Below are 15,596 nucleotides of genomic sequence, written 5' to 3' on the forward strand. Positions count from 1 at the left end.
GAAGCCGCCACCTCCGCCGCACAGGCCGCGCTGTTTGACGGCCCATGGCTCAAAAACATGGCGACGCTCATCGCGGATACCACCCTGACCATGACGCCCGGCACCCCATCCAGCGTAACGGCAGGTACCATCGTCAGGATCAAAGAAGAGGGCCTGTCCTTTGAGGTGCTGGCCTCTGGCGGGGAGATCCTGACGCCGGGCGGGGTGCGCTTGCGGGCGGTGACCACGGGTCTTGTGCGTCAGGTCGAGGCCTATAACGTACCGGCTTCTGCCAATGCTGATGCAGCGTTCACGCGCATGGAGGCGCGTGTCAGCGGACAGGTGATCGACCTCGGCGGACGGACGTATCAGGTCGCAGCGCTGCCGGCGGGCAATAAATACGTCAACGGTTTTTTCACCTTGGGTGGTCTGACCCGCTCAACTCTGGTGCTGGGTGAGCTGGATGACGCCCCTGCGGCAGTCTGGCGCTTCGGCGGGCAGATCGCACAGCTGGCCCGCGCGCTTGGTGACCCCTTCCGCCAGTACCTGAAAATCAGCCTTCTGGGCGACAGCATCACCTGGGGCCAGACGCTTCCCGAGAATGGCGCGGACGCCCCGCGCGATGCCACCGGTTCGGATGCCAGGAACCTTTACAACACGGCCTCCTGGGCCAATGAGCTTAAGCGCTGGATCGGGCAGCAGTATGCGAACGGGGCCGCGCCGGTTCTGTCGAATTGGCCCGCCAGCCCCTCGGGCGAAAGCATCGCGACCTTCTCGCGCACGGATGGGGTATTCCCGGCCGGGCCGAAATTCACTGTCACCATCACCGGGGGCAGCTTTACGCAGCAGACCCTTTACAACGCCGCCTATCCCTATGGCGCACAGCATAGGTTTACTGACGGATCTGGCGGGGGCAGTTCGGGCAAATATGCCTTCAAGATGACGGGCAAAGAGTTCACGTTCTGCTTTGCTGCACTGGCCTCCGGCTGTCTTGATTATACGGTCTGGGTCAATGGGGTGCAGCTTGGCGGTGTCTATTCAACCACGCTGGGCGAGGATGGCAATACCGCGCTCACCCGCCGCCACCACGCCTTGCCCGCCTATACCGTCGATGCGAATATCGAGATCCGCACGGTGAACAATGCCGGGGCCGGGGCGACACAGTCGCTTTACACCTATGCCATCGAGTTCCGCCGCCAGATCGTGATTTCCAATCAGGGGATCAACGGCACGTCCTTTATGACCTATCGCAACAACATGCTGACCTCGGGCGGCCATGGCGATGGTCTGGCGGTTGATGCCGAGGACGGGTTTATCTTCATCCAGCTCGGGACCAATGACCGAGGCAAGCGCCCGGACCTGTCCTACACCCTGTCCGAGGCGCGCGGACATGCGCAGGCGCTGATCGACACGGTGAAAACCCTCTCGCCCACCGCCAAACTGATCATGATGTGCGCCAACCGCCCGACGCTGGACGGCCCGCCGGACTTCAAATGCACGATGGGCGACATTCGACAGATGCTGCTGGAGGCGGCGCAGGATAACACGCTGGATCTGATCGACAACTATGCGCCTTTTGTGCGCGCGGATGCGGACAAATTCCTCGCGGATAAGCTCCATCCCAACCGCCCTGGCCATGGGCTGCTAGGCCGCAATGTGATCAACGCCATCCGGGGCATGTGATCCTTCCGACAATCCGACCTGACATGCCCCGCCTCGCGCGGGCTTTTTCATGCGCAATAGTCCAGAGCGCCTCACTGAAAAGCTGAGCGGCGGGAGGGCTTTTGGGGGTGCCGCTCCCGCCTTGTCGCATTGCCCCGACCGGCCAGGGAACCTCGGGGCAGCGCGTCGGCACCGGATTGAGCCCTGCCGACATGCACAGTGTGCCCGCTCCGACCTTCTCCCGATATTCGTGAAATCCCGTAGCGCTGGAGGCGCCTTTGACTGATCTTCCCCCGCCCGATCCCGGCCTGATTGCAACCATCAACCAATTCATCGGCGGGGCCGCGACTGCGCTGTTAGCCGCGTTCTCCGGTCGCGCGATGTATCACGCGGGCGAGGTCCGGGCCCGGCGCCGACCGATCCTGTCCTATGACCTCGTTTGGGAAATCCCGACCGCCGTGGGCATGGCCATCGCCGGGGATGCGCTCGGCGCCTATATGGGCCTCTCGCGTGAGGTCACGGTCGGGCTGATCGCGGTCCTGTCCTATCTCGGCCCGCGCGGTGCCGGGGCGATGGTGGAGCGGTGGGCCAGCCGGAAGGGGTGACGCGAAGAGCCCTTAGCTGCCCTTGGTCCTGAAGACACGATGCGGCATAGCTTGGGCTTTCGCAATATGCCGGTGTCACATTGAACAGCGAAACGCTTCTGCTCTCGATAGCATTTCTGATCACCGCATTGGTCTATGCAGCGGTCGGGCAGGCCGGGGCATCGGGATACATCGCCATCATGGGTTTGGCTGGCTTTGGACCGCTTGCCATGAAAACGACCGCGCTTTCTCTGAACCTGTTGGTTGCAGGTATCGGCACCGCCCTGTTTCTTAGGGCGGGGCGACTGTCATGGCGAAATGTATGGCCCTTTGCCATTCTAGGGTTCCCCTTTTCGATGCTGGGTGGCGCACTCCACCTGCCCGAGCGCGTCTATTTCCCGCTTGTCGGGGTGGTTCTGATCTTTTCCGCGTTTCAGATGGCCCGCACAGCGTTCTTGGACAAAACTGCGGGAGCGGATGCACCCGCCACGCCGCCGTTCTCGGCAGCCCTCGCAATCGGGGCTGTCATCGGGTTCATTTCAGGGACGACAGGAACCGGGGGCGGCGTGTTCCTCGCGCCGATCATCCTGACGATGAATTGGGGCACGGCTCGGCAAACTGCCGCCACCACTGCTGTCTACAATTTCATAAATTCCTTCGCGGCGTTGATCGGGGCCATTGCCGCTTGGGATCAAATCCCCTCAACCCTCCCGGCGTGGCTGGTTGCTGTCGCAGTCGGCGGCACCGTCGGTGCCTATATTGGTAGTCGCTATCTCTCTGACCGCTGGTTGCGTGGGATACTGTCGATCCTGCTGCTCATGACTGGCATCAAGCTCGTCTTTTGACCGGCAGCTTTGTCCGCATAGCTGCCACCGCCGCCCTGGTCCCGCGCGGCGGGCAGTGCCAAGCCGTCAGGATCGACGCGAATAGCCCATTGCGGTCACTGAATGTTGAAGCGATATGCTATCTGCCGAGATCGGCCACAGTATTGGGTCGCAAGGTTTGTGAGGAAATTCATGCAGTGGCAGGCGGTAAAGCTTCGGACTGAGCGACTGCGGATAAAGCCGTTTTCGCCCGATGACGCTGACGAAGCCTTCATTGAGCTGACCCCGTCCTTGACGCGCTTCATGTCGTTCGATCCACCGCCTTCGCGAGCTGCATTCGAGACCGTGTGGAAAGCATGGCTGAAGACGATTGAGGATGGCTCGGATCTGACCTTTGTTCTCCGTCTGCGCGACACCCGCCGGTTCATAGGTTTGGCTGGATTGCACAATACCGGCTCTGCCGAGCCCGAGCTCGGCATTTGGGTGGCGGAAAGAGAACATGGTAACGGCTATGGGCGAGAAGCCGTCCATGGTGTAGCGCGGTGGGGTGCTACGGCTTTTGGTGCGATTGCGTTTCGCTATCCTGTTGCCGTGGCGAACAGCCCAAGTCGACGCTTGGCAGAAGCACTGGGCGGGCTGGAAATCGGCAATGAGACGGCGCCCAAATATGAGTCGGTCATCTATAGAATACCGTCGGTCGGCTTGTAGAGTTTGGAACTACTCTACCTCTAGCATCCAGCTTACTAGAACAGGTCTTGAGCGTCAGCTTCGTCCCGCATAGCCGCCGCCATTGGCCCGGTCCAACGCCGCTGGCGGGGCGGGCGGTCAGATCGACGCTCAGAGCCCATTGCGGACGTTCCTGACCCGAGAGAAGCTGTGCAGAGCACAAGATTAGGGTGGGTCGATGTTTGCAATCTGGGCGGATGGAAAACTAATCGGGCGGTCAGTACTGGAATTTGGAGATCCGCCGATGGGCGTGGCTTACGGGAAATTCATCGCCACCACGAATTTTCCCGCGTTCCATGACACGCATCCTCCTGAGGATTTCGGCGACAAACTACCATCACTTCGCTGGGAAGGTGGGCTTTCAGTTAGCACGGAAGGAGGGGACTTGCTGGACTGCGTTGCCGTGGCACTGCTCGCATATGATATGCCCGAAGCATGGGAGTATGAAGTGACCGTACTGGGCATTTCTTCGCCGCATTACGCCGACCTGTTTCCGTGACATGTTGCAGCCTACGAGAAAAGCTTCGGGACAGGTGGTCAGTGACTACTCTAATCGCAAAGCTGCGAGGGTTGGTCCGGTCCAGTGCTACTGACCGAGCCAAGCGGCCCGGATCGTAGCCCGGAGCCCGTTGCTCTGAGACTGTACATAAAACAGAGTTTCACTACGCAGTTCCGCATCGTACGATTTCTTGATTCGCCGCCAATATCATGAAAGGTAAGCACGTGGAGAAATATTGTATTGAAGAAGCCATATCTAAAGAATCAGAAAGAGGGTATAATTTTAATGAGAGCCCATAATGACAAATGATCCAGAGGTGGATGGATGGCGTCGTTTGGATGAAACGATAATCGAAAAAATATATTGCGGCGCTACTCTAAAATTTAAAACGAATGACTCTGGTCCACACGATCAGTACCAGTTCGCAATGGCCCTGAAACTGGATGGAAATCACCAGCTCATGTTCGTATCGCTTGAAGGGCAAAACTGGGCGCATGGGCCTTTTCCCCTTCCCCCAGAGTCAAACGATGAGACGGGGCCTTACACGGTTTCGATTAATTGGCTGAAAAATAATCTATCTGTAATAGCAAAAATTGACGACGCCGGAGATGTCTGGCTGACTGAGGGGATTTATCCAATCCCACATGTATAAAAATACATCGCGAAGCAGAAGCTTGGGAGTTCGCCACCTCTCTGATCTGGGGGGACTGCATCTTAATATTTCTCGCCAGCGGTGGGGAATGTAGATCTCGTGTCCGTCGCCACCCGATGGCACGCGTTTGCGCCAGAATCGTCAAGAGGACCGAACTCTTCTTGGTGCCTTGTTCTTGAAAGGCACCTTGCTATCCGCCCTGCAACAAGCAGGATATGGAAAATATGCAAAGCGAAAAAATGCCGACTTGTTCGTAAGCGGTGTCCGCTTCCCACCTTCCAGCACAGCTGCCACGGGCGGCCCGGTCCAGCACTGCTGGATCGACCGGGCTGCATGATCGACGTTCAGAGCCCACTGCGGTCATTGACCAGATAAGCGTCACAGGGCAGCGTGCACCCAAAGGAGCCGAGATGCAAATGTCTTCTTTCTCATACCCAACGCGCGACGAAGTGCCTTATCTCGAATGGTTTAGCCCGCACTTCACTTCTGTTTTCATTGCTTTGACCCCTTTCATCAGAGACGCTGATGGGGAACCGTATCGCGACGGCAGTTGGACGCCCCCCGAGGTCATAGGGCGAGCCAAAACGTGCGGGAAGGAATGTGCTGTTACGTGGGCCGACGTCGCATCTCAGTGTGGCTTTAAATCGCTCTCAGCTGTCAATCAGGCACTCCGACTGACCGGATCTAAGCGCATCGACCCTGAATATGCTTCGATTGAGAACACTGAAGTTCTGCTGAAATATTGCCGAGAGGGCCACCTCTATCCACCTGATGAGGGCTATCCATCTCCCCCTTTCGAGTGGTCTTTAGCCGACTTTTGCAGAGCTGCAGGTCAAGACACTCTCGTCGCCGGGAACAGTCATGGAGCGAGCCAAGTCCAACTACCGGTCTCGAAGCTTACTGATCCAGAGCAAACCAACGAGTTTTCTGAATTCGCCGCGTTAGACAATTCATTCTACGTTGTGATCTATACGGACTACCATTACTGGCTCATCTGCCAGACTGCAGGATCGCTTTCCAAGGTGCGGCCAGATGAATTCTTCGAAGGTTTCTACGCGAGTACCACGACAAACGATTTCTGGGGAATTGAAAAAACAAGATAAAGCGAATGGTCGCTTCGTCCGCATAGCTACCGCTGCTGGCCCGGTCCAGCCCTGCGGGCGGGACGCCGCGTCAGGATCGACGCACAGAGCGGACGCTTTCAGGTCAGATTTCAAAATCCAGATCGATCAATCGATTCTTAAGTTCTGGATCGAGGTTGATGAGAACAGTGGCAAGCGCTGGATCGCCTTTCGCAATGGCTTGGGCTGCAAGCGCCGAGCGAAGTGTTGGCTCATCCCAGGCATCACTTTTATGCATGTGAGCGCATTCCATCAGTCTCGATATCGCCGATGAATAGGCGCCGCTCAAGTCGGCACTCATCTGTGGCCCTGAACCTCGCCAGCGCGACAACTCAATACTTACCGGTAGCAGGTAGAAGCCAAAATCTATCGGCCCTTCCACCTCGCATCCGATCCGAACAATGTGCGGCAAGGCTGCGTAAGATGCATCGTAAACGTCGTCCTGATGGCACAGCCGGGACCATAACTGCTCCCATATCTCTTCACTCTTCGGCTCAGAGGGTCCAGGGCTAACCGCCAGTCGGTGCAGCAGGTTTGGAACATCTGCGGCGGAGCCATATGCATCTGACAGCTTTGCCCAGTGAGCGCTTTCTAATGGCAGCACCTATCATCTCCACGATACTTCTAGCGACCAATATGGGCATTCTCCCAAGCGAGATGCAATGTCCGCTTCGTCCCGCATAGCTGACCCTCGCCACACCTGAAGCGCAATCCGCTTCTCATCATGCCCGGCCGCCGCGCCGGGCTTTTTCACAACCCCACCCATCGGCTCGCTTCGGCGGGCCTTTTTCTATGGAGCAACGACATGACCGAGGCATTTTTTGCCGCGATCCGAACGCTATTCGGCGGCAGCCTGAAACAGCCACAGGTTGATGGCCTCAACGCCATCCTTGCCGCCACCACGACCCTGCCGCGCAGCTTCCGCGCTTACATCCTCGCCACGGCGTATCATGAGACGGCGCACACCATGCAGCCGATCCGGGAATATGGCCGGGGCAAGGGTAAGAAATACGGCGTGGTCGATCAGACCGGCAAAGCGCCATATGGCCGGGGCTATGTCCAGCTCACCTGGCGCGAGAACTACCAGCGTGCTGATCGTGAGCTTGGGCTCGGCGGCCGGCTGGCGAAGGATTACGACCTCGCGCTTGATCCGGCCATATCCGCGCAGATCCTTGTCGAGGGAATGCTCGACGGCTGGTTCACCGGCAAGGCGCTGCGGGACTATCTGCCCGGCGATTATGTCGGGGCGCGGCGCATCGTCAACGGCACCGACCGGGCGCAGCAGATCGCGGGCTATGCCAAGGCCTTCGAGGCGGCGCTCGTCGCGGGCGGTGATCCTGTCCCTGCGGCGCAACCGCCTGCGTCCGGGGGCGGCCTGATGTCCGCACTTCTCAATCTCATCACCCGCATCTTCGGAGGCAAGAAATGACCATCGTCATCGCGCGGATCATCGCGCGCTATCTGGCCGGGGCGCTGGTGGCCTATGGGCTACTGGAGCATCCCGACGCCCGGGCCGTGGAGCCTGACCTTGCCATCCTGATCGGGGCAGGGATCGGGATGCTGACAGAGGGTGCCTATGCGCTGGCGCGGCGCTTCGGGTGGGCGACGTGATCGCCTGGCTTCTCAGCGAGTTCGGCGGCTGGCTGGCTGGTGCGGGGGCGGTGATCGTCGCCCTTGTCACCGCTTGGTGGCGGGGCCGGGTCAGCGCAAAACAACAGACCGCGCTGAAGGCAGCGGAGGGCTACAGCAAAACCCGCAGGAGGATGGATGATGCGGACACTGAAATTCATGGCGCCGATCCTGACGCTGCTCGCCGCTGGCTGCGTGAGCGGGACGCAAACCAGCGATGATGCGATCTGCGATGGATCGAGGGCGGCGCGGGCCGATCATGCGGCGGTCCTGGCGGTGTCGCCGGATGACCGGGCCGTAGTGAGCGGGGCTCGGCTGATCGCGCTGATCGATGCAGGGTGTGGCTGATTTTGTGATTTGCAGAATCGGTGAATGTTCTTCAAATGTTCCTGCATGTTCGCTCACCATCTCCACCTCACCTGTCGATGCGGTCACCACCGCCAGATCCGCGCTGAGGATATTCCCGAGGCATGGCAGCAGGATCGGCTGAACATCCGGCCTGAGGTATTCGAGAGGATGCTTTGCCTCGTCTGCGGTAAGCGCGGGCGCCCACAGTCGACCATCATTGACCCCGTTCATACCGGGCCAGCCGGCGATGGCTGGCTGCGCAAAAGCCAATCACAGGATCAGTGAGGCACCCATGATCATCCTCTACACCTCGCCGGGCTGTGGCCCGTGCGTTGCAACGAAGCGCGCGCTGGATCGGGCAGGGCTGGCCTATGAGGAGCGGGCTGGGGCTGACTGGCCGGAAGAGGTCGAGCGTCTGGCCCGGATCGCCGGCTCGCGGCAGGGGCCGCTGGTGGTGGCCGGGGATCAGGTGTGGTCGGGGTTTCGTGGCGATCTGATTGCGAGGCTGGCGGTTGTGTGATTGAGAGCGCCAGCCGCTCAAGCCCGAATCGCGAACATCCTTCGGGACTTTCTTCGGGACTCCCTGGGACTTTCCTGCCTGAGTTGGCCGATGTTGTCCGAATGTTCCAAAATCGCCAAATGCGGGAAATCTCCGTAATTGGCGATTTAACCAATTAATATCAGATAGTTACTTGGAGGGGCGCTGGAGCGGGTGAAGGGAATCGAACCCTCGTATTCAGCTTGGGAAGCTGCTGCTCTGCCATTGAGCTACACCCGCATAGCTGTTCAGCTACGCGAGTGGCGGTGTAAGGTCAAGCGGGGCTCTGCGGCGGATTGCGATTTTCGGGCTTCAGCGCCGGCGCCGGCGGCCTTCTCCTCCGCCTGATCCTCCGGTGTTGAAGGAGACCTCGGGCAGGGTGACCACTTTCGCGAGTTCGGGGAAGAGATCGACCGCATTGGGAATTGCGCTTGCATTGACGAAATGCTCCTGGAAGCGCGGCTCGATCGCGGTCTCGACTTTGTGAATCTCGTGCACGGTCGCTTCGATCTGATCGCGCGCCGCTCGGTTCAGGAGCGCGATCCGCGCGCCGGTGCCGGCAGCATTGCCGGCCGAGGTGACATGATCCAGCGGCACATCCGGGATCATCCCCAGCACCATCGCGTGTTTCGGCGAGATATGCGCGCCAAACGCGCCGGCCAGCGTCACGCGGTCGACATGATCGATGCCCATCGCATCCATCAGAAGCTTTGCCCCGGCATAGAGTGCCGATTTAGCCAGTTGAATCGCGCGGATATCGCCCTGTGTTACAGTGATCCTGGGGCCACCCTCTGCGCTGCCATCATGGATCAGATAAGAGAAGGTACGGCCATGCGGCTCGGCGCGCGCCGTGCCGGTCTGGTCAGGGCCGCCAATCAATCCACTCGGATCGACGAGGCCCGCCATCCGCATCTCGGCCACGGCTTCGATGATGCCGGAGCCGCAGATGCCGGTAATGCCGGTTGTTGCGGTCGCTTCGGTGAACCCGGGCTCATCCGACCAGAGTTCGGATCCGATCACCCGGAAGCGCGGCTCTTTCGTGATCGGGTCGATGGTGAGGCGCTCGATCGCGCCAGCGGCCGCGCGCTGGCCGGAAGAAATCTGTGCCCCTTCAAAGGCGGGACCGGTCGGAGAGGAACAGGCCAGGACACGGCTTTCATTCCCGAGCAGGATCTCGGCATTGGTCCCAACATCAACAATGAGCACCATGTCTTTGGATTTATTCGGTTCTTCTGAAAGTGCCACGGCTGCGGCATCGGCGCCGACATGACCTGCGATACAGGGCAGGACATAGACCCGGGCATTGTGGTTCATCGCCGTCAGATCCAGCGCGCGCGCGTCGAGCGAGAGCGAATCCGAGGTCGCCAGCGCGAAAGGCGCCTGGCCGAGTTCCACCGGATCAATCCCGAGGAAGAGGTGATGCATCACGGGATTGAAAACAATCACCATTTCATAGATTTGCGAAGGCGAAATGCCGGCTTCCTCCGAGATCGAGACCACCAGATTGTTGATCGCCTCGCGTACGGCTTTGGTCATCTCGACATCGCCGCCCGGGTTCATCATCGCGTAGGAGACCCGGCTCATCAGGTCTTCGCCAAAACGGATCTGCGGGTTCATCAGGCCAGACGAGGCCAGCACCTTGCCGGTCGAAAGGTCGCAAAGATGCGCCGCGATTGTGGTGGAGCCGAGATCGACCGCGAGGCCGTAAAGCGGCTCTTCAGCATAGCCGGGGAAGAGGTCGAGGATGCGATGCGCCGCGTCGTGATTGCCCTGGTTCAGGATCGCGGTGACCTTCCATTCGCCCTTGCGAAGCACGGTCTGGAGTTTGCGCAGAATGGTAAGATCTGCCGTTACATCTTTGATATTCCACTGCTCTTGCAACGCGCGCTTAAGGCGTTCGAAATCGCCGGTGGGGATATGCATGTCGGGCTCTTCCACCTCGACATAGAAGCTGCGGGTGGCGGGATCCATCGCGATGTCGCGCTCTGTCGCGGACTTGCGGATGACCTGTTTATGGACCTGGCTTTCGGGCGGCACGTCGATGACGATATCGCCCATGACTTTGGCCTGGCAGCCAAGCCGGCGGCCCTCTTTCAGGCCGCGGATGCGGTTGTAGCGATCCTCGACCGCGTTCCAATCGGAAAGCGCGCCGGGTTCGACGGTGACGCCATGTTTCGGGAATTCGCCATAACCCGGGGTGATCTGGCATTTCGAACAGATGCCGCGGCCGCCGCATACAGAATCGAGATCGACGCCGAGGCTGCGCGCGGCCTGGAGGACCGGGGTGCCATGCGCGAAACGTCCGCGTTTGCCCGATGGGGTGAAAATGACGAGTGCGTCTTCTGACATGGGTTTGGCCTCTGGTCCTCTCGCGCAACCCCGGTTCTAACGGAATGGGCGGCGGGGCAAGGGCGGGAAGCGTCAGGTTGCGCCCTGTTCGCGGCGTGATCACGACAGGAATGGTGCGGCGTGGGGGCAAGGGCGCAGTCGGGGGCCAGCCTCCGAACCCCCGGAGTATTTTTATCAGAAGGAAAAGGAGGAGTTGACGGCATGCAAGGCTGCGCATAGCGGAGGCGCATGGCACGCGCACCTCTTCTTCAGCTTTCGGGGATTTCGCTGACTTTCGGCGGCAATCCGGTATTTGATGATCTTTCGCTGACCGTTCAGCCGGGTGACCGGGTGGCGCTGGTCGGGCGCAATGGCACCGGAAAATCCACACTCATGAAAGTGATGGCCGGCCTTGTTGAGGCGGATAAGGGCCAGGTCGTGGTGCCCGCCGGCGTCACGGTCGGCTATATGGAGCAGGATCCGGATCTGTCCGGCTTTGCGACTCTGGGTGAATTCGCGGCCTCGAAATTGCCCGAGGATGAGGCATGGCGGCTCTCGACCGTGGCGGATGGGCTGAAATTCGACCCGGATGTGCCGGTGGCGACGGCGTCCGGCGGCGAGAAACGCCGGGCGGCTCTGGCGAAACTGCTCGCCGAGGCACCGGAACTCATGCTCCTCGATGAGCCGACCAACCATCTGGACATCCAGGCCATTGAATGGCTGGAAAATGAGCTGCGCGACACGCGGGCGGCCTTCGTGCTGATCAGCCATGACCGCACGTTTCTGAAGGCCCTGACACGCGCCACTTTGTGGATAGATCGCGGCGAGGTGCGGCGGCGCGAATCCGGGTTCGACGGTTTCGAGGACTGGCGCGAGACGATCTGGGCCGAAGAAGACGAGGCGCGTCACAAGCTGGATCGCAAGATCAAGGCCGAGGCGAAATGGGCGGTCGAGGGCATTTCTGCCCGCCGCAAGCGCAATCAGGGCCGGGTCCGGGCGCTCGCGGCTCTGCGCGAGGAGCGGTCCTCGCAGATCCGCCGCCAGGGCACGGCGGCGATGGCGCTGGAAAGCGGGCCGGTCTCGGGCAAACGGGTGATTGAGGCGGTCGGGCTGACCAAGGGGTTTGGCGATAAGACGATTGTCAGGGATTTTGACCTGCGGGTGCAGCGCGGTGACCGTGTGGCTTTTGTCGGCCCGAACGGGGTTGGCAAGACCACGCTGCTGAAACTGCTGACCGGCGAGATTGCACCTGATGCCGGGACGGTCACGCTTGGGACCAGTCTTGAGATCGCGGTTTTCGACCAGACGCGTTCGCGCCTCGATCCGGATGCGAGCCTTTGGGAAAACCTGACCGGTGACCCGCTGATGGCAGTTTCGGGGGCGTCGGACCAGGTCATGGTGCGGGGTATACCGAAACATGTGGTCGGCTATCTGAAGGATTTCCTCTTTGATGAGGGACAGGCGCGGGCGCCGGTGCGCTCGCTGTCGGGCGGCGAGAAGGCGCGGCTTTTGCTGGCTAAAATTATGGCCTTGCCGTCCAATCTTCTGATCTTGGACGAGCCGACCAATGACCTTGATGTCGAAACGCTTGATCTGCTGCAGGATATCCTGGGCGAATTTGACGGGACGGTGCTGCTGGTCAGCCATGACCGCGATTTCATCGACCGGGTGGCGACTGCAACGGTGGCGATGGAGGGGGATGGCCAGGTGACGGCCTATCCCGGCGGCTGGTCGGATTATGTGCGCCAAAGGCCTGACCGGCAGGCGCAAATGATCGCAGCCCCAAAGGCCGCGCCAAAAGCCGTCGAGAAAGAAACCGCAGCCACTTCAAATGGTTCTGCTCTGTCTTTCACAGAAAAAAAGCGGCTCGCGGACCTGCCGTCGCAGATGGAAAAGCTGGAGGCAGAGATCAACCGCCTCAGCGACCTTCTTGCCCAGGCCGATCTGTTCGAACGCGAACCAGTCAAGTTCCGCAAGGCCAGTGAGATGCTGGCCGAACGTGAGGCGGCACTGGCTGCGGCGGAAGCGGAATGGCTCGGCCTCGCGGAACGGGCCGAAGGCCAGGGCTGAACGCTCTCCAATCTGCTCTGACTGGCATTCCGCCCGGCGACACGGGCGGAATGCAGCCGGTTTTCAATCTGGCCCAGGCGGCTTTTGGCCAGGGGTGAACCGACCTGTTCACAATTGATCGCGCAATGCTCACGCCCTGGTGAGGTCGGGTTGCGCAGCGGCTCAAAGGCTCCGATGTCTTGCGCAGCACATCCCCGGCGGAGGCGGCTTCCGGTAATCCGGATGCTGTCTGGCAAGTGACGAGGGAATGGCGCTCCTGCTCCTCATGGATCAGCGCGGCGCTTTTCTCTGAAGGCACTGTCCGGAGCCCGATCGGGGGGATGCGGAACAAAGGAGTTAACGAATGAAACGTATCGCAGCGATCCTCGCTTTCAGTGCACTGGCAGCCCCTGCTTTTGCCGGCGGCCCGGCCGTCGTGGTGGATGAGCCAGTGGTGATCGCCCCGGCGCCGGTCGTGGTCTCGGCCCCGCAAGGCAACTGGGCTGGCTTTTACGGTGGTGCAAGCCTTGGTTATGGCAACTTCGACGGCGAAACCGCCGGCGTGAAAGTGCTGGATGGCGACGGCGCAATCGGCGGCGTGCAGCTCGGCTATCGCTGGGACCTCGGCAATACCGTGATCGGTGTTGAAGGGGCTTTCGCGGGCTCGAACATCAAGGATGATGCGGTCGACGCCAAGCTGAAGAACAAAACCGACCTCAAGCTGCAGCTCGGCTATGATCTCGGCCAGTCGCTGATCTATGCGACCGCCGGTGCGTCCTGGGCCAAGGCCAGCATCGCAGGCACCAATTACTCGGACAATGGCTGGGTCGCCGGTCTCGGCTATGACTATGACCTCGGCAATAACTGGGTCGTGGGTGCCGAATACCTGTACAACAAATACGACAATTTCGACAATTCCGGCGTCGATCTTGACGGCAGCACTTTCGCGATCCGGGCGAACTACCGCTTCTGATCCAGGGCACTGACCCATCTGCAATCCGGGCGCCGCCAGCCATTGGCGGCGCCTTTTTTTTCCGACGTCGTGGCTCAGGGCGCAGGAAAGGTCTTGGACTCGCCGCACAGCCATGGCACAGAGCAACACGACGACAAATAGTGAAATGGGGCGCAGGACCCCAAAGTGAAGGGGCCGGTCGAATGACAAGATTGCGCATGACCTTCATCTGCTGCATTACCCGCTGATCCAGGATCGCGCGGGCGGCTTCGTCTTATCCCAGACAGAACCGGTAAGCCCCGCGCGGGGGAGAAGCATCGCGCGAGGAGCATAACGGGTGACCATCCGGCTGACCAATACGAAGACGCGTCGCAAGGAAGTGTTTGAGCCGATCAACAGGGATCGGGTGCGGATCTATGTCTGTGGCCCGACCGTCTATGACCGCGCCCATATCGGTAATGCCCGCCCGGTGGTTGTGTTCGACACACTGTTCCGGTTGGTGCGGCATGTTTATGGCGATAATTCAGTGGTTTATGCGCGAAACTTCACGGATGTTGATGACAAGATCAACGCCCGCGCCGCCGAAACCGGCCGCCCGATCCGCGACATCACCGATGAAACCATCCGCTGGTATCACGAAGATATGGATGCGCTTGGCGCGTTGCGCCCGACGCATGAGCCGCGCGCAACCGAATATATTGGCGCGATGATCACGATGATCGAGGGGCTGATCGAAAGCGGCCATGCCTATGCCGCCTCGGGTCATGCTCTGTTCCGGGTGCGCAGCTACCAGGATTACGGCGCGCTGTCGGGGCGTTCGGTCGATGATATGATCGCCGGCGCCCGGGTCGAGGTTGCGCCCTATAAAGAAGACCCGATGGATTTCGTGCTCTGGAAGCCTTCGGACGAAGGCGTTCCCGGCTGGGAAAGCCCCTGGGGGTACGGAAGGCCCGGCTGGCATATCGAATGCTCGGCAATGTCATATGAATTGCTTGGCGAGAGCTTCGACATTCACGGCGGTGGGCTCGATCTGCAATTCCCGCATCATGAGAATGAGATCGCGCAAAGCTGCTGCGCCCATCCGCATGGGTCTTTTGCACGGGTCTGGATGCATAATGAGATGCTCCAGGTCGAAGGCAAGAAGATGTCCAAATCCCTCGGCAATTTCTTCACTGTGCGCGATCTGCTGGATCAGGGCTATCCGGGCGAGGTGATCCGGATGGTCTATCTGGGCACCCATTACGGCAAGCCGATGGACTGGACGCATGAAAAGGCGATCCAGGCCGAGGGGACATTGCGCAAATGGCGTCAGCTGGTGGAAGGCGTGTCGCCGGGCGAGCCTGCACCCCGGGTGGTCGAGGCGCTGTCAGATGATCTGAACACGGCGGGCGCGATTGCGGTCTTGCATGAACTGGCCCGCGACGGCGATGCGGCGGGGCTGAAGGCCTCGGCCGTGATGCTGGGTCTTCTGGAGGATCACATGGGGGCCTGGACGGGGGCAGGGATTGACCTCGCTCCCTGGGCTGCCCGGCTGGCATCCTTGCGCGAAGCGGCGATGGTATCGAAAGATTTCGCGCCAGTTGATGCGATGAAAGCCGCGTTGTTGGCGGCAGGCGTTGAGGTGCGGATGTCGAAAGCGGGGGTAGAACTGATGCCGGGCCCCGGTTTTGACGCAGCAAGGCTGGAGGCGCTGGACTGATGGATG

General features: G+C 60.3%; 16 protein-coding genes and 1 tRNA gene. 14 read left to right on the top strand and 3 right to left on the bottom strand.

All coding sequences use genetic code 11. The annotated features are described in order from the left end of the window. Positions 1–57: 57 nt before the first annotated feature. From QNO18_RS12300 to QNO18_RS12330, 7 genes are all read left to right on the top strand, one after another. Positions 58–1,662, top strand: a complete 1,605-nt coding sequence (locus QNO18_RS12300; protein WP_283177894.1) for an SGNH/GDSL hydrolase family protein — start codon at positions 58–60, stop codon at positions 1,660–1,662. A gap of 257 nt (positions 1,663–1,919) precedes the next feature. After that, positions 1,920–2,246 (top strand): phage holin family protein, encoded by a 327-nt coding sequence (locus QNO18_RS12305; protein ID WP_283177895.1) that lies wholly within the window; start codon positions 1,920–1,922, stop codon positions 2,244–2,246. Between the two features lie 80 nt (positions 2,247–2,326). Continuing rightward, on the top strand, positions 2,327–3,070 hold the full coding sequence (locus QNO18_RS12310) for a sulfite exporter TauE/SafE family protein (protein ID WP_283177896.1): 744 nt from the start codon (positions 2,327–2,329) through the stop codon (positions 3,068–3,070). A 171-nt stretch (positions 3,071–3,241) separates the two neighbouring features. Continuing rightward, positions 3,242–3,757 (top strand): GNAT family N-acetyltransferase, encoded by a 516-nt coding sequence (locus QNO18_RS12315; protein ID WP_283177897.1) that lies wholly within the window; start codon positions 3,242–3,244, stop codon positions 3,755–3,757. 196 nt (positions 3,758–3,953) lie between these two features. Continuing rightward, complete coding sequence (locus tag QNO18_RS12320; RefSeq protein ID WP_283177898.1) at positions 3,954–4,274, top strand: hypothetical protein; 321 nt, start codon at positions 3,954–3,956, stop codon at positions 4,272–4,274. 298 nt (positions 4,275–4,572) lie between these two features. Continuing rightward, positions 4,573–4,926, top strand: a complete 354-nt coding sequence (locus QNO18_RS12325; RefSeq protein ID WP_283177899.1) for a hypothetical protein — start codon at positions 4,573–4,575, stop codon at positions 4,924–4,926. Positions 4,927–5,336: 410 nt separating this feature from the next. Continuing rightward, complete coding sequence (locus QNO18_RS12330) at positions 5,337–6,029, top strand: hypothetical protein (protein ID WP_283177900.1); 693 nt, start codon at positions 5,337–5,339, stop codon at positions 6,027–6,029. 103 nt (positions 6,030–6,132) lie between these two features. On the opposite strand, the gene QNO18_RS12335 is transcribed toward QNO18_RS12330, so the two are convergent. Further along, positions 6,133–6,651, bottom strand: a complete 519-nt coding sequence (locus tag QNO18_RS12335) for a hypothetical protein (protein WP_283177901.1) — start codon at positions 6,649–6,651, stop codon at positions 6,133–6,135. Between the two features lie 201 nt (positions 6,652–6,852). Here QNO18_RS12335 and QNO18_RS12340 point away from each other — a divergent pair, with 201 nt between their 5' ends. The 4 genes from QNO18_RS12340 (at position 6,853) to QNO18_RS12355 (ending at position 8,544) form a co-directional block, all read left to right on the top strand. Further along, complete coding sequence (locus QNO18_RS12340; RefSeq protein WP_283177902.1) at positions 6,853–7,476, top strand: hypothetical protein; 624 nt, start codon at positions 6,853–6,855, stop codon at positions 7,474–7,476. Continuing rightward, positions 7,473–7,658, top strand: a complete 186-nt coding sequence (locus QNO18_RS12345; protein WP_283177903.1) for a hypothetical protein — start codon at positions 7,473–7,475, stop codon at positions 7,656–7,658. The genes QNO18_RS12340 and QNO18_RS12345 overlap by 4 nt, the downstream gene beginning before the upstream one ends. 159 nt (positions 7,659–7,817) lie before the next feature. Continuing rightward, positions 7,818–8,024, top strand: coding sequence for a hypothetical protein (locus QNO18_RS12350; RefSeq protein ID WP_283177904.1), 207 nt, complete (start codon positions 7,818–7,820; stop codon positions 8,022–8,024). Positions 8,025–8,316: 292 nt separating this feature from the next. Next, positions 8,317–8,544, top strand: coding sequence for a glutaredoxin family protein (locus QNO18_RS12355; RefSeq protein WP_283177905.1), 228 nt, complete (start codon positions 8,317–8,319; stop codon positions 8,542–8,544). 184 nt (positions 8,545–8,728) lie between these two features. Here the strand turns inward: QNO18_RS12355 and QNO18_RS12360 are convergent. Continuing rightward, positions 8,729–8,802: transfer RNA gene (locus QNO18_RS12360), tRNA-Gly, on the bottom strand. Positions 8,803–8,874: 72 nt separating this feature from the next. After that, positions 8,875–10,911: an ASKHA domain-containing protein gene (locus QNO18_RS12365; RefSeq protein WP_283177906.1), complete on the bottom strand. Its 2,037-nt coding sequence runs from the start codon at positions 10,909–10,911 to the stop codon at positions 8,875–8,877. A gap of 228 nt (positions 10,912–11,139) precedes the next feature. Between QNO18_RS12365 and QNO18_RS12370 the strand changes: the two genes are divergently transcribed. From QNO18_RS12370 to cysS, 3 genes are all read left to right on the top strand, one after another. Beyond that, positions 11,140–12,960, top strand: coding sequence for an ATP-binding cassette domain-containing protein (locus QNO18_RS12370; RefSeq protein ID WP_283177907.1), 1,821 nt, complete (start codon positions 11,140–11,142; stop codon positions 12,958–12,960). 343 nt (positions 12,961–13,303) lie between these two features. Then, positions 13,304–13,912, top strand: a complete 609-nt coding sequence (locus QNO18_RS12375; RefSeq protein WP_283177908.1) for an outer membrane beta-barrel protein — start codon at positions 13,304–13,306, stop codon at positions 13,910–13,912. 316 nt (positions 13,913–14,228) lie between these two features. Next, on the top strand, positions 14,229–15,590 hold the full coding sequence (gene cysS / locus QNO18_RS12380; protein ID WP_283177909.1) for a cysteine--tRNA ligase: 1,362 nt from the start codon (positions 14,229–14,231) through the stop codon (positions 15,588–15,590). The last annotated feature ends 6 nt before the right edge of the window (positions 15,591–15,596 follow it).

This window comes from Gemmobacter sp. 24YEA27, from assembly GCF_030052995.1.
Taxonomy (GTDB): domain Bacteria; phylum Pseudomonadota; class Alphaproteobacteria; order Rhodobacterales; family Rhodobacteraceae; genus Pseudogemmobacter.

Bases quoted from the DNA above. Each gene is read 5' to 3' on its own strand.
- QNO18_RS12300 (WP_283177894.1), top strand. From the start codon at position 58: ATGGCGACGCTCATCGCGGATACCACCCTGACCATGACGCCCGGCACC.
- QNO18_RS12315 (WP_283177897.1), top strand. From the start codon at position 3,242: ATGCAGTGGCAGGCGGTAAAGCTTCGGACTGAGCGACTGCGGATAAAG.
- QNO18_RS12320 (WP_283177898.1), top strand. From the start codon at position 3,954: ATGTTTGCAATCTGGGCGGATGGAAAACTAATCGGGCGGTCAGTACTG.
- QNO18_RS12325 (WP_283177899.1), top strand. From the start codon at position 4,573: ATGACAAATGATCCAGAGGTGGATGGATGGCGTCGTTTGGATGAAACG.
- QNO18_RS12330 (WP_283177900.1), top strand. From the start codon at position 5,337: ATGCAAATGTCTTCTTTCTCATACCCAACGCGCGACGAAGTGCCTTAT.
- QNO18_RS12340 (WP_283177902.1), top strand. From the start codon at position 6,853: ATGACCGAGGCATTTTTTGCCGCGATCCGAACGCTATTCGGCGGCAGC.
- QNO18_RS12345 (WP_283177903.1), top strand. From the start codon at position 7,473: ATGACCATCGTCATCGCGCGGATCATCGCGCGCTATCTGGCCGGGGCG.
- QNO18_RS12350 (WP_283177904.1), top strand. From the start codon at position 7,818: ATGCGGACACTGAAATTCATGGCGCCGATCCTGACGCTGCTCGCCGCT.
- QNO18_RS12355 (WP_283177905.1), top strand. From the start codon at position 8,317: ATGATCATCCTCTACACCTCGCCGGGCTGTGGCCCGTGCGTTGCAACG.
- QNO18_RS12365 (WP_283177906.1), bottom strand. From the start codon at position 10,911: ATGTCAGAAGACGCACTCGTCATTTTCACCCCATCGGGCAAACGCGGA.
- QNO18_RS12370 (WP_283177907.1), top strand. From the start codon at position 11,140: ATGGCACGCGCACCTCTTCTTCAGCTTTCGGGGATTTCGCTGACTTTC.
- QNO18_RS12375 (WP_283177908.1), top strand. From the start codon at position 13,304: ATGAAACGTATCGCAGCGATCCTCGCTTTCAGTGCACTGGCAGCCCCT.